A 16,317-nucleotide genomic window follows, 5' to 3' on the forward strand; every position below is an offset into this window, starting at 1 on the left:
GTGGTATGAGGATGGTGATTCTGCAGGTGTCAGCGAAGAACTGGGCGATTGGGAAGATGAGGTCAGCCGGCGGTGTGAAAGGCCTTGCGGTACTCGCCTGGAGAGAGGCCGGTGGCGGAGCGGAACTGACGGCTGAAGGCGGCCTGATCGTAGAAGCCGCAGTCGAAGGCGACTGCGGACAAGGCGTCATTCGAAGAGCGCAGCATCTGCGCGGCGGCCTCGATGCGGGACTTGGTGAGCACCTGGCGAGGGGTGAGGCCGGTGATGGCACGAACGCGGCGCTGAAACTGGCTCCATGAGAGGCCGGATTTTTTGGCCAGGGACTCGATGCGCAAAGGTTTGGCGCAGTCGCGATGCAGAGTTTCAAGGACGGCGGCGAGGGTGCCGAGCTCCGCGCCGTGAGCGGCAGGACGGTGGAGGTCGCGCGAGATGCCCGCGAGCGCAACCACCTCGCCGGAGGCATTTTTTACCGCGACTTTTTGAGAGACGAACCAGCCGATGCCGCCGTCGGCCCGGGTGATCATTTCGAGACGGTCATGCACGTTGACACCGGTGGCAAAGACTTCGTCGTCCTGCTGTTCATAGCCGGCGGCGAGGATGGCAGGGAAGATCTCATGCGCGGTGCGGCCCAGGAGCTCCGAGCGGTGGCGCAATCCGGCGCGGTGGATGAAGGCTTCATTGGCGGCGACGTAGCAACGGCCGCGGTCCTTCACGCAGAAGAGAACGTCGCCGATGCTGTCAAAAAGTGTTTCGGCGGCCGCGAGTCCGGGGGCGCTGGAGAGAATGGCATCGCGCCGGCTGCGAGGGCGTGTGGGAGCGGACCTGGAGGGCATGGCAGGCGGGGAAGATCTGGGTGCGGGCGCGTGATGATGATGGGGTGGCGGAGGTGGCGATATCAAGGCAGATATTTGTATTTTTTCCGCATTGGTTTGCGGGAATATCGCCACGACCTGTGCTATATTGAAAAGTAGAATGGAGTTATGAACAGCACTGTCAATCCACCGGGGCGGCCGCAGCTTGCTTCGTCTTTTTCCAAATCTGACGAAGGGGCTTCTGAAGAGGTGTTTCTGGAACGTGTGGCGACGATGGCCGAATGCCTGCTGAGCGCGGCGCTGAGCCAGCAGACAGGCACGGAACAGGCTGAAGCGGCAAAGCTGGGGCGGCTGATGAATGATCCGGCGGGGCGGGCTTTGACGTTTGCGATGGTGGATGAAGTGTTTCGCAGTCATGACCCCGCGGCGGAGGCGAGGCGCTGGCGCAGCCTGCTGCGGAGGCATGGGGTGCCGCAGTACCCGCCGCTGGCGGACCGGGTGCTGATGGGGCTGGGCGCGGCGGGAAGCCTGGTGCTGCCAGGAGTGGTGATGAAGGCGGTGGCGAAGCGGATGCGGAAGGACAGTGAGCGGGTGATCCTGGAGGGAGAGCGGGAGCCGCTGAGGGAATACCTGAGCACAAGGACGGCGCAGGGGTTCCGCATCAACCTCAACCACCTGGGCGAGGCGGTGCTGGGAGAAGCGGAGGCGGAGAGGCGGCTGGAGGCGGTGCTGGAGCATCTGGCGGATCCGCTGGTGAGGTACATGTCGGTGAAGATTTCCGCGATCTTCAGCCAGATCAATCTGATCGCCTGGGATGAGACGCTGGAGGAGATCAAGAAGCGGCTGCGGAGGATTTACCGGGCGGCGGCGAAGGATGGGAAGTGGGTGAACCTGGACATGGAGGAGTATCGTGATCTGGCGCTGACGGTGGAGGCGTTTCGTGGAGTGCTGGATGAGCCGGAGTTTCACCGCTTTTCCGCGGGGATCGCGCTGCAGGGATACCTGCCGGACTCTGGAGCGGCGCAGCGGGAGCTGACGGAGTGGGCATGCAGGCGTGTGGCTGGTGGCGGAGCGCCGATCAAGATCCGGCTGGTGAAGGGGGCCAACCTGGCGATGGAAGCCGTGGAAGCGGAGATGCATGGGTGGGAGCAGGCGCCCTATGCGACGAAGGCCGAGACGGATGCGAACTTCCGCCGGCTGCTGGAGTATGGCTGCCAGCCGGAGCATGCGGCGGCGGTGAGGCTGGGAGTGGCGACGCACAACCTGTTTGATGTGGCGCTGGCGCTGACGCTGCGGGAGAGGCATGGCGTGGGCGACCGCGTGGAGATCGAGATGCTGGAAGGCATGGCGAACCACCAGGCGCGTGCGGTGCGGGATGCGGCGGGCGGGCTGCTGCTGTATGCGCCAGCGGTGCAGCACGATGATTTTCTCAGCGCGATGGCGTACCTGGTGAGGCGGCTGGATGAGAATACGGCGCCGGAGAACTTTCTGCGCGGGATGTTTGCGATGCGGCCCGGGTCTGTGGAATGGGAGGAGCAGCGTGCGCGATTTGAGCGAGGATGGAAGGAGCGCGGAGCGGTGAGCTGTGAGCCGCGCCGCAAGGCGCCGGCGGTGCAGCCTGGGAAAGCGGTGAAGTTTGAAAATGAGCCGGACTCTGACTGGACCCAGGCGGCGACGCGCGCGGCGCTGAATGAAGCCGTGAAAAACTGGCAGCCTGCGGAACTGCCGCCGCTGCCGGAGCTGGAGGAGGTGCTGCAAACGGCGGTGAAGGCACAGGCGGGGTGGGAGGCGCTGGGGGTGGCGGGACGTGCGAAGATCCTGAACCGAGCGGCTGATCTGATGTCTGCAGAGCGATTTACGGCGCTGGCCTGCATGCGGGTGGATGGCCGAAAGGCAACTCCGGATGCCGATGGTGAGGTTTCGGAGGCGATTGACTTTGCACGCTACTACGCGCGCACGGGCGCGGCGCCCGAAGGTGTGAAGGCGGAGGCTGTGGGGGTGGTGGCGGTGGTCTCGCCGTGGAATTTCCCGTATGCGATTCCGGCGGGCGGGGTGTGTGCGGCGCTGATGGCGGGGAACAGCGTGGTCTTCAAGCCGGCGCATGCGACGGTGCAGACGGCGTGGCTGCTGGCGCGGCAGCTTTGGGCGGCAGGAGTGCCGCGGGAGGTGCTGCAGTTTTTTCCGTGTGACAACAGCCTGGGGACGAAGCTGATCACTGATGCACGCATTTCCTGCGTGGTGCTGACGGGGAGCTATGAAACGGCGCGCAAGTTCCAAACGTGGCGGCCCGGGCTGCCGCTGCTGGCGGAGACGAGCGGGAAAAATGCGCTGATCATCACGGCGCAGGCGGACCGTGAACTGGCGATCAAGGACCTGGTGCGTTCTGCTTTCGGGCACTCGGGGCAGAAGTGCAGCGCGGCGAGCCTGGGCATTCTGGAAGCGGAGGTGTATGATGATCCGGTCTTCCGCCGGCAACTGCGTGACGCAGCGGCGAGCCTGCCTGCAGGGGCGGCGACGGATGCGCGCAGCGTGGTGACTCCGCTGGTGCTGACACCGGGGAAGGACCTGCAACGGGCACTGACGAAGCTGGATGAAGGCGAGGAGTGGCTGCTGGAACCGCGACAGGTGGGGGATGACCCATGCGCGTGGACGCCGGGGATCAAGCTGGGCGTGCGGGCTGGCTCGTGGTTTCACCTGACGGAGTGTTTTGGCCCGGTGCTGGGGCTCATGCGTGCGGAGTCGCTGGCACAGGCGACGGAATGGCAGAATGGCACGGCCTTTGGGCTGACGGCGGGACTTCACTCACTGGACCCGGAGGAGACGGGCTGGTGGCGGGAGCATGCGCAGGCGGGGAACTTGTACATCAACCGCGCGATCACGGGGGCGATCGTGCAGCGGCAGCCGTTTGGCGGGTGGAAGAAGTCGTGCATCGGCCCCGGGGCGAAGGCGGGCGGGCCGAACTATGTGATGAGCTTCTGCCGCCTGAGTGATGCGGGCGAAGGGGTGGAGGACTACCAGGATGTGTGGGAAAATTATTTTTCTGTAGAGCATGATCCCTCCGCGCTGCGGTGTGAGTCGAATGTGTTTCGGTATCGCGCGTGCCGGGGTGTGATTCTGCGGATGGAGACGCGGGATGAGGTGAGCATTGAACGGGCGGAGCGCGCGGCGGAGATCACGGGAGCGGCATTGGTGATCAGCGTGCGGGAGGAGGAGAGCGATGCGGAGTTCACCGCACGGCTGCCTGAACTGGCGAGGGGTGCGGAGTTTCTGCGGACGGAGGGGCCGGTGGGGGATGAGGTGCTGCGGGCGGCGCAGGACGCGGGGCTGAACTGGATCCACGCGCCGGTGCTGCGTGCGGGGAGGATGGAGCTGACGCGGTGGCTGCGGGAGCAGAGCGTGTCTGAGACGCGGCACCGGTATGGACAGATGAGGGACGGGGGGGTGTGATTTATGATTTACGATTTACGATTTATGATTTGGGATGGGAGGGCGCACTGGGCGGGCGACGCTGGTTGTGTGCTGCGGGGCACGGTGCAGACGCTGCTGGTGGGTGGCGTGGTGCGGCGGAGTGCTCGGTTTGCTTCCCGGAGGGGGGCGACGGTACCAGGGTGGCCTCGCTGAGGCTCGGCAACCCTTCGCTATGATGCGGGAGGCCTTTGGCTTTCGGGGCGAGGAAGGGGCTATTGTGCAAGTCTTAATAGGGAATGGTCTCTGTGGAAAAAGAGTCTGGGTGAATGGCATCTCATTACGGGTGATTTTACGGGCGATTTTCGGCGAGGCGTTCTCATGGGGGCGCGGCACTGGTGTGCTGCGGGGCACGGTGCAGACGCTGCTGGTGGGTGGCGTGGTGCGGCGGAGTGCTCGGTTTGCTTACCGGAGGGATGCGGACGGTACCAGGGTGGCCTCGCTGAGGCTCGGCAACCCTTCGCTATGATGCGGAAGGCCTTTGGCCTTCGGGGCGAGGAAGGGGCTATTGTGGAGCACGGTCTTCTCGATGCAGGGGGCGGTTTATTGTCCAAGGTTCGATGATTCAATGATTGATCGTGGTGAATGAATGGCGCTTAATGCCTGCTGTTTTTATTTTATGAATCACTGGATGTTCTGTGTTTTGCTGACGGTCGTGACATGGGGGACGGCGGGGCATGCTGTGTGCGCGGAGGCTGCGGTGGCGAAAGGCGGGACTGCGGGGCCGGCCGAGCTCACGCTGGCGAGCCTTTTCACGGATGAGGAGTTCAAGGAGGAGAAGATGGGGGCGCTGCAGTGGAGCAAGGCAGGGGCGTATTACTTTGCGCTTGAGTCCACGGGCAAGGACAAGGATGGCAAGGACAAGCCGGAAAAGGACCTGGTGCGGTACGATGCGGCCAGCGGCGCGCGGGTGATGGTGGCGAGTGCGGCGGTGCTGACGCCGAAGGGTGAGAAGAAGCCGCTGGGAGTGGACAGCTTTGAATTCTCCGCGGACGAGTCGCTGGTGCTGCTGTTTGCGAACACGCGGAAGGTGTGGCGGAAGAACACGCGGGGTGACTACTGGGTGCTGGATGTGGCGAGGCAGACGCTGCGCAAGCTGGGTGGTGAGGCGGCGCCGGCGACGCTGATGTATGCGAAGTTTTCGCCGGATGGCAGCCGGGTGGCGTTTGTGAACCAGAACAACCTGCTGGTGCAGAGCCTGGCGGACCTGAAGATCACCGCGCTGACGGCGGATGGCTCCGCGACGATCATCAACGGGAGCTCGGACTGGGTGAACGAGGAGGAGCTGGGGCTGCGTGACGGGTTCCGCTGGAGCCCGGATGGAACGCGGCTGCTGCTGTGGCAGTTTGACACGAAGGATGTGAAGCGCTTCACACTGGTGAACCAGGCGGATGGGCGGTATCCGCGGGTGATCAGCTTTTCGTATCCGAAGGCGGGGGAGAAGAACTCGGCGACGCGGCTGGGGGTGGTGCCTGCGAGCGGCGGGAAGGTGACGTGGCTGAAGGTGCCGGGTGATGCGCGCGAACACTACCTGCCGCATGCGGAGTGGACGCCTGATGGCAAGGCGGTGCTGCTTCAGCAGTTTAACCGGCTGCAGAACGAGCTGCATGTGATGCGCGCGGACCCGGAGACGGGCGAGACGCGGGTGGTGATGACGGAAAGCGACAAGGCGTGGGTGGACAATAAGAATCCCTTTCGCTGGATGGGCGATGATTTTCTGTGGCTGAGCGAGAGGAGCGGGTGGCGGCATGCCTACCGGGCGAACCTGAAGGGGGAGCTGAAGGCGATCACACAGGGGGAGTTTGATGTGATCGATGTGGGAGATGTGGAGGCGAAGACGGGATGGCTGTACTACTTTGCGTCTCCTGAGAATGCGACGCAGCGGTATTTGTACCGCGTGAGTGTGGATGGCGGGGAGCCGCAGCGGCTGTCTCCGGCCGGGCAGGCGGGGACGCATGGCTATGAGATGACGGAGGATGGGAAGTGGGCGGTGCACACGTATTCGACGGCGATTTCTCCGCCGGTGGTGGAGCTTGTCACGCTGCCGGGGCACCAGACGGTGCGTGTGCTGAAGACGCAGGAGAAGCTGCGTGAAAAGCTGGCGGTGCTGAAGCTGCCGAAGGTGGAGTTTTTCAGGGTGGACATCGGCGGCGGGGTGGCGTGCGATGCGTACTGCATCACGGCGCAGGATTTGGACAAGTCGCGCAGTCATCCGCTGCTGATGCATGTGTATGGAGAGCCGGCGGGGCAGACGGTAAGGGATGCGTGGAGCGGGCAGCGCGGGCTGTGGCACTGGATGCTGGCGCAGCAGGGCTATGTGGTGGCGAGCGTGGACACGCGCGGCACGCCGAGCCCGCGCGGACGTGAGTGGCGCAAGAGCATTTACCTGAAGCTGGGCATTCTGAATGCGCAGGAGGAGGCGGCTGCGACGCGGGCGCTGCTGGAGCGCTTCAGCTTTCTGGACCGGAAGCGCGTGGGGATCTGGGGCTGGAGCGGCGGCGGGAGCAGCAGCCTGGATGCGATTTTTCGTTATCCGGATCTGTACCAAACTGCGATGGCGGTGGCGCCGGTGGCGGACCGGAGCCTGTATGATTCGATTTATGAGGAGCGCTACATGGGGCTGCCGAAGGCGAATGCGGAGGGCTACAAGCAGGGGTCACCCATCACGCATGCGGGGGCGCTGAAGGGGAACCTGCTCATTGTGCACGGGACGGGGGATGACAATGTGCACTACCAGGGGACGGAGAAGCTGATCAATGAGCTGGTGATGAAGAACAAGCATTTCACGGTGATGCCGTATCCGAACCGGGACCATGCGATCAATACTGGGAAGGGGACGCAGCGGCATTTGTATGAGCTGATGACGAAGTATCTGAGGCGGCATCTGCCGGTGGGGGCGGAGGGAGCAGTGGGAGGGGAGTAAGGGAGCGATGGATGGGGAGTGCTGGCATCGCTCCGCGATGCGAGGGCACGGGCGGAGAGGGGGGCGCGTAACGAGGGGTGTCGCTGCGCTCAACCCTTTCGCTACACGCTGGGATGGCGACGCCATCGGTGTTGGGCGGTGCTGTGGCCTGGGTGGAAAGCAGTGTTTCTAATGGCTGAGGGTGTTGTGGATTCGTTGTCAATCATGCGTGCCCGCGGTGACGGTGGGCGGGAGTGATTGACGATTCATCCTTCGCTCTGCGAGCTTCGGAGAACACGTTGATGAGCCTTCGACTTTTGATTTTTGAAGTGGGGAAGGCGAGCGGAAGGCAGCCGTGCGGGAGGGGAATGCGCGTGAGCCTGAGGCATCTATCTTTTACCAGCAGAGGCCTTCGTAGCGGCAGGGGAGAGACTTGAGCGGCTCCCAGCCGATGACGTCGATGATGAGGTGGTCGGGGGTGGCGCAGGCCTGGAAGATGTAGGCGGGGACGCATCTCTGGGAGACGACGATGACGTCGCAGTTTTCGATGAGCTCTTCGACGGCGGGTTTCAGAAGCTGAGCGAGGTGAGGCATGCGGGCCTGGATCTGCTGCTCGTTTGAGCCGATGAGGCGGGAGAGATTGATCTGGGGATCGTAGATGCTGATGCTGTAGCCGCGGCCGATGAGGGTCTCGGCGGCGGCGACGAGGGGGCTGCCGCGGAGGTCGTCGGTGTCGGCCTTGAAGGCGAGGCCGATGAAGCCGATGCGGCGCTTGCCGTTTTGCTCGATGAGCTGCACGAACTGCTGCTGATGGGCGTCATTGCTGGTCTGGGTGTTTTCCAGGAGGGGGAGGTTCAGGCCCTGCTGGCGGGCGAAGGCGCGGAGAGCGGAGACGTCCTTTGGCAGGCAGGAGCCGCCATAGGGGGCGCCGGGGCGGAGGTAGTAGCGGGAGATGTTCAGGCGGGTGTCCTGGCAGACGACGTCCATGACGCGGAGGGCGTCTTCGTCCACGTGCTTGCAGAGGCGGCCGATCTCGTTGGCGAAGCCGACTTTGAGGGCGTGGAAATAGTTGCTGGTATATTTGATCATCTCGGCGCCCTCCCAGCGGAGGACGGAGGGGGTGCCGCCGAAGAGGGAGACGATGGCGGGACTGGGAGGGGGCTGGCCGTCCCCGGTGCCGACGACGACGAGGGAGGGCTCGCGGAAGTCGGCGACGGCGGTGCCCTCGCGCAGGAACTCGGGGCAGTAATAGACCTGGAGGAGGCCGGACTGGACGAGATCCGCGAGGTGCGCGGAGACGAGGGCGCGGGTGCTGCCGGGGAGCATGGTGCTGCGGTATACCAGGATGTGGTGCGCGTTTTTTTGACGCACGGCGGCGGCGATCTGCTGGGTGACGAGGGTGACGTATTTGAGATCGAGGCTGCCGGAGGGCAGGGAGGGGGTGCCGACGCAGACGATGCTGATGGCGGAGGCGGCGACGGCTTCGGAGGTGTCCGTGGTGGCGCGGAGCCGGCCGTTGCGGCTGGCGGTCTGGAGCATTTCCTCCAGGCCGGGCTCGACAATGGGTGAGTGGCCTTCATTGAAGGCGCGGACTTTGGGCTCGTGGACATCGACACCGATGATGGGGTGTCCGATTTGAGAGAGGCAGCCGGAGGTGACTGCGCCGACATAGCCGAGTCCGAATACTGAGATGGTCACGGGAGGAGAGGGGATGAGATGCTTGGGGGTACGATCCGCCAAGAGGGGGCGTCAGTAAAGGGGGCATCTCGCTGCGCGAGATGAGCCATGCGCTTTCGCAGGTGGTGGATGCGCTTTGGCGGGCTGGGAGTTTTCCTGGCTGGCGAAGGCGCTGGGGCTCTCTCGCGGAGCGAGAGGCCTACTTTAGGGTTTGCGGTCGATGATGCCTTGATCGATGGCGAGGAGGAATCTGGCGAGATGGGTTTTGTAGGCGTCGCCCTCCAGGTTTTTTTCGCGGACGAGGGTGACGACGATTTCGTTTTCGGGATCGACGCGGAGGACGGCGCCGGAGGCGGCGCCGTGGCAGAAGGTGTTTTTGCTGAGGAGGGTTTTGTTTGCGGGGACGCCGTCCTGGCCGGCGCGGGGATCGCGTTCGTTGAAATAGGTGAGGCCCATGCCCCAGGGGATGTCGAATTTGGAGCCGGGCCAGAAGGCGCGGAGTCTGACGGGGAGCATTTTTTGAAAGGTGTCTTTGGAGAAGAGGCGGGTGTTTCCATAGGCGCCCTGATTGAGGAGCATCTGGCCGAAGATGGCGACGTCGAGGGCGGTGCATTGGGCGCCGTGGCAGACGTCGGAGACGCGGGAGCGGGACATGCCGAGAGGGGTGAAGAGATGGTCTTGGATGAGACGGAGGACGCTTTTGCCGGTGATGAGCTCCATGGCCTTGCCGGTGAGCTCGGTGTCCATGTTGTTGTAGCGGTGCTCGACGCCCACTTTGATGCAGGGGAGGAGATTGGCGGCCCAGTTGTCGCTCCAGGCGTTATGGACCTCGCGGCCGGAGCCGGCTTTCATGTGGAGGCCGGCGATGTGCATGAAGGTGGCGCGCCAGGTGAAGGCCTTCGGGCCTTCGACGGGGAAGTCTGGGAGGAGTCTGCCGACGGGGTCGTCGAGACCTACCAGACCCTGGTCCATGAATTCGGCGAAGAGGGCGGCGGTCATCGTTTTGGTGATGGAGGCCATGTGCTTCGAGGTGTCGAGGGTGGTGGCGCCGGTGGCGGGATCGTCGAAGGCTTCGTGAAAGAGTATGACGCCGTGGGAGGCGACGAGGGCGACGAAGGGTTCTTTGGAGCTGTCGTACCATTCGCGGCAGGCGTTGCGGATGGCGGCGAGAGATTCGGGTTTGAAGCCTGCTTCGGCGGCGGTGCCGGTGCGGAGGGTGGGGGCGCTTTCGGTGGTCTGCCGGGGAGGCTGGAAGGAGGGGAACTTCTTTTGCACGCCCAGCAGTTTGCGTTTGAGGGCGATCTGCTGCTCGTCGAGGAGCCATTGATTTTCGTCGTAGGAGCCGGGATGGGAGGGATGAGGAAAGATGGTGAGGGCTTTGCCGCCGGGGCTGGCGGTGACCATGCGGCGGATGTGCTGGCCGTGCTCGCTGCGGCCTTCGAGGTAGGCGACGTAGGGGGCTTTGCCATTGGGCTTGGTGACTTCGTTGAGGTCTTTGTCGAACCAGCGGACGACGAGGGGGCACTGGCCGATGATGGAGAGCACGCGGTCGGGCGAGTCCCAGACGAGGGGCGGGAAGCGGTCGGGTTTCTTCCAGGTGTCGCCTTCGATTTCGATTTCATAGGTGATGAACTCGAGGAGGTCGCGCTCCAGGGCGGTGTCCGGGACGTATTCCTTGGCGTGCAGGACGGAGGCGAGGATGAGGAAGAGACTGAGGAGAAAGGGGGTGGAGCGGGGCATGGGGAAAGGAACGGGGAAGCGTGGTGATGAATTGCGGAAACTGTGATCTTCAGATGGTGTTGTGAGAAGGTGGTTGAATGTTCGGGGGGCATGCTAAATGTGGGGACATGTCCAAGATTTTTCCGTCCGCTGCCTCGCTGATTCTGGGGGCGCTGCTTGTTTTTCTCAGCAGTTGCATGCAGGAGCAGCATGCGGACCCGGGGTCGAGCTTTCACAAGGGGCTGCAACGGGATGCATGGCGGACGATGGCGGCGTATGATGATGCGGTGCTGAAGCATCGGGAGAAACTGCAGCGGGAGATTCCGCCGGGCTACTGGGACCCGGGCATTCAGCGGCTGCATCCGCTCCGGGTTTACACCCATCGGAGAAACCTGGTGGTGGCGCAGCATGTGACGAAGGGTGTGGAGCAAGGGAAGTACATCGAGCTGCCGGTGGCGCCGTTCCACCCCAAGGCCGCGTGGTTTTCGCGGAAGCATGAGGTGGACGGGTTTGTGTTTCGTCCGGCGCCGGGGAGGGGTGTGTTTGATTACACGCGGGCGGCTTATCCTCAGTACAGCAAATAACGATCCGTTTCTTTTGATATGAAACGAAGCTTTGTGCCGCTCACTCTTTTGAAAGCGGCCGTGATGGCTGCATGCGCGGTGGTTGTCTGCGGCGCGGCTCTGGCGGGGGTGTCGTTTATTGATGGCAATCCGCTTGATCCTGAGATGCAGGAGAAGGTGCGGGCGGCCTTGGCACGACTCAAGCAAGCTCCGGCTGATACTGCCGCGATAGAAACGCTTTTGGCTGTCGAACCGCAGGTGGTGGATGCGGTGGGAACGAACCATGCTTTTTCCGGCACCGACCCGCTGCGCAACGAGGCGCTGCAATGGTGTCAGACCCTGCAGCCGGCGGATGTTCTGGAAGGGTGCCTGGACAAAGGATCCAATGCAGCCGTCCACTGGGCGCTGCGGCAGATTGTCTGGCGGCTGCACAACCGAAAAGACAAGGACGGCTTCGACGAAAAAGGTCTGGCCAGGTTGCTGCCCGGCATCGAGAGAGCGCTGACCCAGGCGGAGCCGGCGACGCGGGCGCAAGCGGTCCGCACCAAGGTTCACTGCCTGCCGGATGCGCAGAGGGCTCCGTTTCTTCAGGGGCTGCTCCAAGGGCAGCCGGATGAAGTTACGGCGGAAGCCATTGCGGGGCTGGTGAACAAGCGCGAGGTCAATGCCGAGATCGAGGTGATCGTGGCACGATGGCTGAAGACTTCGGAAAATCCGGTGCTGCTGAATGCCTGCTGCAGCTACTGGTGGCTGGTGAAAAGCCGGCATTCCGTGGAGGTGACGGCGGAGCAGATGGCGGCCTTTGAGCGGCTGGCCGCGCTGCCAGACATCACGGTCCGCTGTGCGGTCACGCGGGTGCTTGCTGAAGTGGCGACGCCAGAGCGACCGCGGATGGTGGGGCTTTTGCTGCGCCTGACGTCTGACAAGGAGACACGGGTCCAGCACGATGCCATCCGGGCCCTGAGGCATGCCAATACTGCACAGGTCAAAGGCCGTTTGCTGGAGCTGTTTGCTCTGGATCAGCCTGCGGAGCTGAGGACGGCGGCGATGGAGGTGCTGGGTGTGTTTGGTGGTGAGAATCTACCGCTTATTATCCAGGCGGCGAAGACAGACCCGGAGCGCGGGGTGAGGCAGAACGCGGTGTATGCGTTGCGAATCATTGGCACGGACGAAGCCGGCGCGGCGCTGGAGGTGGCGGCGAAGGATGCCGATGTGAACGTGCAACGAGAGGCGCGGGAGCAGCTAGAGTGGTTCCGGAAGGAGCACGGCAAGAAGCCGTGACGGGTTGACCGGGATTTTCACCCAGAGCACGTGAATTCAAGGCGGCTTGATGGCTTGATTGTGGAACGGAGATTATAGCGATTCGCGAAACTGATTTCCGGTAAGGCGAGTTTTTGGAGGTTCGGTTTGCCGCAGAGGGGCAAAGGTGCAGAGGTGGCAGAGACTTGCATCGATTCTCTGGTCCTCTGCCTCTTTGCGGTAAAATTGAGTGTTCCATCGTACCCGAAGGGGACCGTCGCCCGACCCATTTTTCGGAAATCTATTTTGGAAAATGCCATAACTCTGGGGTCATTCGGCACAGAGGAGTGCTGAAAGCGTGTTGCGTGCGGGGATGTGGCTCGGAATACCGATTCCGAGGCGGTGCCGTCGCGGTATCGGAATACCGCGCTACAGCAGCGCATGTCCACGTGGGATTGCGGGTCAACCGTCAGGGCATCAAGTTAGTCAGAAGGGATTGAGAAAGAGTCTATCAGCATCGGTGAAATGGTTGCGGCGGAATGGCGGGGAGACGCTGCTGGAGGGCGCGGTATGCGAAGAATGTGATGGGTTTGCTTTCCGGAGGGGGCGTGCGTTTCCAGGGGTGGCGCTCCTTCGTCGCTTACCCCTGGCTACCGGTTGTGACCCCTACGGGGTCATGAGGCCAAGTGCAGGGGACTGGTGCGCGAGAAGAATGGACCCGCATTTAACAGAGCGTGGTATCATGCCACGGTTTGTTGAAAACAGGACTGTCTCCGACAGAAGGCGTTTTGCCTGAGAGTGCAGTTGTCGGCCTGGCGCCGCTTTTTGCGGACACTTATTTCAAGCAGGGCTGTGCGTGTTGGATCGCATGATGGATGTGGCGACAGCCCGATCGCCTGTCAGCGTGCGGTAAGTACGATGGCGTACGGACGTCCTCGTGGTCGGACGGTTTGGCGGCGGGTGTTGTGGGAGGAGCGAGCAATGTCCTTAACGCCAAACACATCCAACCTACGACCGGAGCGCCACGTTGATCGAGAACAACGTCAGCGGTGCCAGATTCATCAGGCATAATCGTGGTGAAGGAGACTGTGAACAGGCCTGTTTTCAATGAAGCGTGGTCTGTCCGGCTTGGCAGACAGAACAGTGTCCAACTGCTGATGGTGCTTACACCAAGCCGGCTTCGGCGAGGCGTTCTTTGAGGTCGCTGGCGAGGAGGGCCTGGAGGATCTGGTCGATGCGGCCTTCCATGAACTGGTCGAGGTTATAGAGGGTGAGCTCGATGCGGTGGTCGGTGACGCGGTTCTGGGGGTAGTTGTAGGTGCGGATCTTTTCTTCGCGGCCGCCGCTGCCGATGAGGCTTTTGCGATTGGCGGAGTATTTGGCGGCTTCTTCCTGCTGCTTCTTTTCCAAAAGGCGGGAGCGGAGGATGCTGAGGGCTTTTTCCTTGTTCTTGATCTGGCTGCGGCCGTCCTGGCAGCGGACGATGGTGCCGGTGGGGATGTGGAGGACCTGGACGGCGGAGTCGGTGGTGTTCACGCCCTGGCCGCCGGCGCCGGAGGAGCGGCAGACTTCAATGCGGACTTCGTCGGGCTTGAGCTCGAAGTCGACTTCCTCGGCTTCGGGAAGGACGGCGACGGTGGCGGCGGAGGTGTGGATGCGGCCCTGGGCTTCGGTGGCGGGGACGCGCTGCACGCGGTGCACGCCGCTTTCGTATTTCATGATGCGGTAAACGTCTTCGCCGCTGATCTTGACGATGACTTCCTTCAGGCCGCCGACTTCGGAGGGACTGGAGTCGAGGGATTCGATCTTCCAGCCGCGGCCTTCGGCGAAGCGGGTGTACATGCGGAGGAGATCGGCGGCGAAGAGGGAGGCTTCGTCGCCGCCGGTGCCGGCGCGGATTTCGAGGATGATGTCGCGACCTTCGAGGGGATCTGGCGGGAGGATGGACTCCTGGATGGATTTTTCGAGATCGACGAGGCGCTGCTCCAGCACGGGGATTTCGGCGGCGGCCATTTCGGCGAATTCCTTGTCCTCCTGGGACTTGGCCATGACGCGGCTGTCGGCGAGCTCGACCTGGGTTTTTTCGAAGGAATCCCAGTGGGAGAGGAGGTTTTGCAGGCTGCGATGTTCGCGCAGCATCTCGCCCGCCTTCTTGGCATCATCGTAGAAGTTGGGGCGGCCGATGATGTCCTCGAGATCGGCGAAGCGGGTGCGTTTTCCGGCGATGACGCCTGAGTAGTCCATGGGAAGTTGGCGGTGGTTTGCGGTTGTTGGCGATGGTTTGCAGTGGTTGCCGGAGGGGGCCGCGCAAGCGGTGAACTGGGCTGGACACTGTGAGCGGTCAGGAGGTCAAGAAAGGGGTGTGGAGCGGCAGACGTAGAGACTGAGCCGGTGAGATTGAAGCCCGAATCAAGAACTGCTCCGCCGCACCAAAAGAAAACGGTGCCCAGCGCGAGGCTTGGGCACCGTTTGGCTAAAGGGAGGGGGCTGGGAGCTAGGACTCGGCGGCGGCAGGCGCAGCGGACTCCAGCTTCGGAGCGGTGCGGCGGGCGCGGATGGAACCGTAGCGCTGGGCGAACTTGTCCACGCGGCCGGCGGTGTCGATGAAGCGCTGCTCACCGGTGAAATAGGGGTGGCAGGCGGAGCAGATGCCGATACGGAGGTTCGGCACGGTGGAGATGGTGTTGTACACAGCACCGCAGGTGCAGGTGATGGTGGTCTCCTGAGTTTTGGGATGGATGTTTTCTTTCATGGTGGTGGGTTCCACGTGGTTCGGCGAGGCGCGGAATGCAGCTTTCGCCGGGGCGTGGGGGAGAACAGGATAATGGAGGAGCGGGGGAAGTCAAGAGGGGGGAGAATGACGAAATCAGAATGAGGAATGACGAATCTGGGAGAGGGAATGGAACGTAGATGGAGAGTTTTTGTCTTTGTCCGGGAGCCTGTGTTCCATCTTGCCTCCTCGGGGCGGCAGAGGTGGCTTGCCGCTGCCTGTTTTTGTTCTACCATTGGCCATGACGATCACTCTTCCTGACGACCCTGCGCTTGCTTCCTTGGGAGAGGAAGAGATCCGCATCGATCTGGCCTGCGGAGCTTATGCGGCCGGCCATCTCTCCCGCCAGCTCGCGGCAGATGTCGCTGGCATCAGCCGCTATGATTTTGATCAGGCACTCTTCGCTCGGCGCATTCCGTCTTACACGGAGGAGATGCTGGCCCAGGATTTGGAAACTCTTCGTGTGCTGGGCAGCAGGTGACTGTCGTTGCCGACACTTCCGTGATTCTCAATCTCTGCTTCCTGGAACAGCAGGATTTGCTGAGTTCGCTCTTTGGGGTCGTGCATGCACCACTGCAAGTGGAGGCGGAATTTCAGCGACTTGCAGATGAAGACCGACGTTTTCTTGGGCTGGTATTTCCAGCTTTTATCCTGCGTGCCGATCCGCTGACCACATCTCATGCTTGGGCGCAGTCTCCAGTTCTTCATGCAGGGGAGATCGCGGCCCTCTCTTTGGCGCTGGAAGTGGGAGCTGATTTGGTGCTCATGGATGAGGCTGAAGGGCGCGCTGTCGCGGCCTCGCTGCAACTGACGACCATGGGATTGCCCGGCATCTTGCTCCAGGCCAGGCAACGTGGACTGATCATTGCCGTGGCACCTTTGCTGGAGCGTCTCCAGCAGGAAGCCCGTTTCTGGATTGCTCCATCACTTCGAGAGGCAGTGCTGCGAGCTGCTGGCGAAAATGACTGACACGAATGGCACTCGGCTAAGGCGGTTGACCGTGGTTGAAGGTGGTGCTGGGCGGCAGGCGTGCGGCGGGGCATGTTGCAGACGCTGCTGGCAAATGCTGGATGTGTCAGGAGCGCCCGGTTTGCTTCCCGCTTTGCTTGTGACAACCCAGGGTCGCCTCGCCGAGGCTCGGCTGACCCTGGGCTGTAATCCGCAGCCCCT

11 protein-coding genes are annotated in these 16,317 nt (G+C 62.7%); 6 read left to right on the forward strand and 5 right to left on the reverse strand.

Going from position 1 to position 16,317, the window contains the following annotated elements; genetic code table 11:
* Positions 1 to 62 precede the first annotated feature (62 nt).
* Positions 63 to 833, reverse strand: a complete 771-nt coding sequence (locus tag ACILSQ_RS21115) for a helix-turn-helix domain-containing protein (protein ID WP_395745643.1) — start codon at positions 831 to 833, stop codon at positions 63 to 65.
* 147 nt (positions 834 to 980) lie between these two features.
* Between ACILSQ_RS21115 and ACILSQ_RS21120 the strand changes: the two genes are divergently transcribed.
* Complete coding sequence (locus ACILSQ_RS21120) at positions 981 to 4,259, forward strand: bifunctional proline dehydrogenase/L-glutamate gamma-semialdehyde dehydrogenase (RefSeq protein WP_395745644.1); 3,279 nt, start codon at positions 981 to 983, stop codon at positions 4,257 to 4,259.
* Between the two features lie 637 nt (positions 4,260 to 4,896).
* The gene (locus ACILSQ_RS21125) at positions 4,897 to 7,200 is read left to right on the forward strand and encodes a S9 family peptidase (RefSeq protein ID WP_395745645.1); all 2,304 of its coding nucleotides are present in this window, start codon (positions 4,897 to 4,899) and stop codon (positions 7,198 to 7,200) included.
* Positions 7,201 to 7,575: 375 nt separating this feature from the next.
* Here the strand turns inward: ACILSQ_RS21125 and ACILSQ_RS21130 are convergent, their stop codons facing one another.
* Both ACILSQ_RS21130 and ACILSQ_RS21135 read right to left on the reverse strand, forming a co-directional pair.
* Positions 7,576 to 8,877: a nucleotide sugar dehydrogenase gene (locus ACILSQ_RS21130; protein WP_395745646.1), complete on the reverse strand. Its 1,302-nt coding sequence runs from the start codon at positions 8,875 to 8,877 to the stop codon at positions 7,576 to 7,578.
* Positions 8,878 to 9,060: 183 nt separating this feature from the next.
* The gene (locus tag ACILSQ_RS21135; protein WP_395745647.1) at positions 9,061 to 10,596 is read right to left on the reverse strand and encodes a serine hydrolase domain-containing protein; all 1,536 of its coding nucleotides are present in this window, start codon (positions 10,594 to 10,596) and stop codon (positions 9,061 to 9,063) included.
* Positions 10,597 to 10,703: 107 nt separating this feature from the next.
* On the opposite strand from ACILSQ_RS21135, the gene ACILSQ_RS21140 reads away from it, so the two are divergent.
* The gene (locus ACILSQ_RS21140; RefSeq protein ID WP_395745648.1) at positions 10,704 to 11,159 is read left to right on the forward strand and encodes a hypothetical protein; all 456 of its coding nucleotides are present in this window, start codon (positions 10,704 to 10,706) and stop codon (positions 11,157 to 11,159) included.
* Between the two features lie 18 nt (positions 11,160 to 11,177).
* Entirely contained in the window at positions 11,178 to 12,419 is a 1,242-nt protein-coding gene (locus ACILSQ_RS21145; protein WP_395745649.1) for a HEAT repeat domain-containing protein, read from the forward strand.
* A gap of 1,122 nt (positions 12,420 to 13,541) precedes the next feature.
* Here the strand turns inward: ACILSQ_RS21145 and prfA are convergent.
* On the reverse strand, positions 13,542 to 14,621 hold the full coding sequence (gene prfA / locus ACILSQ_RS21150) for a peptide chain release factor 1 (protein ID WP_395745650.1): 1,080 nt from the start codon (positions 14,619 to 14,621) through the stop codon (positions 13,542 to 13,544).
* A gap of 250 nt (positions 14,622 to 14,871) precedes the next feature.
* Complete coding sequence (rpmE, locus tag ACILSQ_RS21155) at positions 14,872 to 15,129, reverse strand: 50S ribosomal protein L31 (RefSeq protein WP_395745651.1); 258 nt, start codon at positions 15,127 to 15,129, stop codon at positions 14,872 to 14,874.
* Positions 15,130 to 15,388: 259 nt separating this feature from the next.
* Between rpmE and ACILSQ_RS21160 the strand changes: the two genes are divergently transcribed.
* Together ACILSQ_RS21160 and ACILSQ_RS21165 are read left to right on the forward strand one after the other, a co-directional pair.
* A complete protein-coding gene (locus ACILSQ_RS21160) occupies positions 15,389 to 15,628 on the forward strand; it encodes a UPF0175 family protein (RefSeq protein WP_395745652.1) in 240 nt (79 codons plus the stop codon).
* 20 nt (positions 15,629 to 15,648) lie between these two features.
* Complete coding sequence (locus tag ACILSQ_RS21165; protein WP_395745653.1) at positions 15,649 to 16,116, forward strand: DUF3368 domain-containing protein; 468 nt, start codon at positions 15,649 to 15,651, stop codon at positions 16,114 to 16,116.
* The last annotated feature ends 201 nt before the right edge of the window (positions 16,117 to 16,317 follow it).

Source organism: Prosthecobacter sp. (assembly GCF_044227185.1).
Lineage (GTDB): Bacteria > Verrucomicrobiota > Verrucomicrobiia > Verrucomicrobiales > Verrucomicrobiaceae > Prosthecobacter.

Bases quoted from the DNA above. Each gene is read 5' to 3' on its own strand.
- ACILSQ_RS21115 (WP_395745643.1), bottom strand. From the start codon at position 833: ATGCCCTCCAGGTCCGCTCCCACACGCCCTCGCAGCCGGCGCGATGCC.
- ACILSQ_RS21120 (WP_395745644.1), top strand. From the start codon at position 981: ATGAACAGCACTGTCAATCCACCGGGGCGGCCGCAGCTTGCTTCGTCT.
- ACILSQ_RS21125 (WP_395745645.1), top strand. From the start codon at position 4,897: ATGAATCACTGGATGTTCTGTGTTTTGCTGACGGTCGTGACATGGGGG.
- ACILSQ_RS21135 (WP_395745647.1), bottom strand. From the start codon at position 10,596: ATGCCCCGCTCCACCCCCTTTCTCCTCAGTCTCTTCCTCATCCTCGCC.
- ACILSQ_RS21140 (WP_395745648.1), top strand. From the start codon at position 10,704: ATGTCCAAGATTTTTCCGTCCGCTGCCTCGCTGATTCTGGGGGCGCTG.
- ACILSQ_RS21145 (WP_395745649.1), top strand. From the start codon at position 11,178: ATGAAACGAAGCTTTGTGCCGCTCACTCTTTTGAAAGCGGCCGTGATG.
- prfA (WP_395745650.1), bottom strand. From the start codon at position 14,621: ATGGACTACTCAGGCGTCATCGCCGGAAAACGCACCCGCTTCGCCGAT.
- rpmE (WP_395745651.1), bottom strand. From the start codon at position 15,129: ATGAAAGAAAACATCCATCCCAAAACTCAGGAGACCACCATCACCTGC.
- ACILSQ_RS21160 (WP_395745652.1), top strand. From the start codon at position 15,389: ATGACGATCACTCTTCCTGACGACCCTGCGCTTGCTTCCTTGGGAGAG.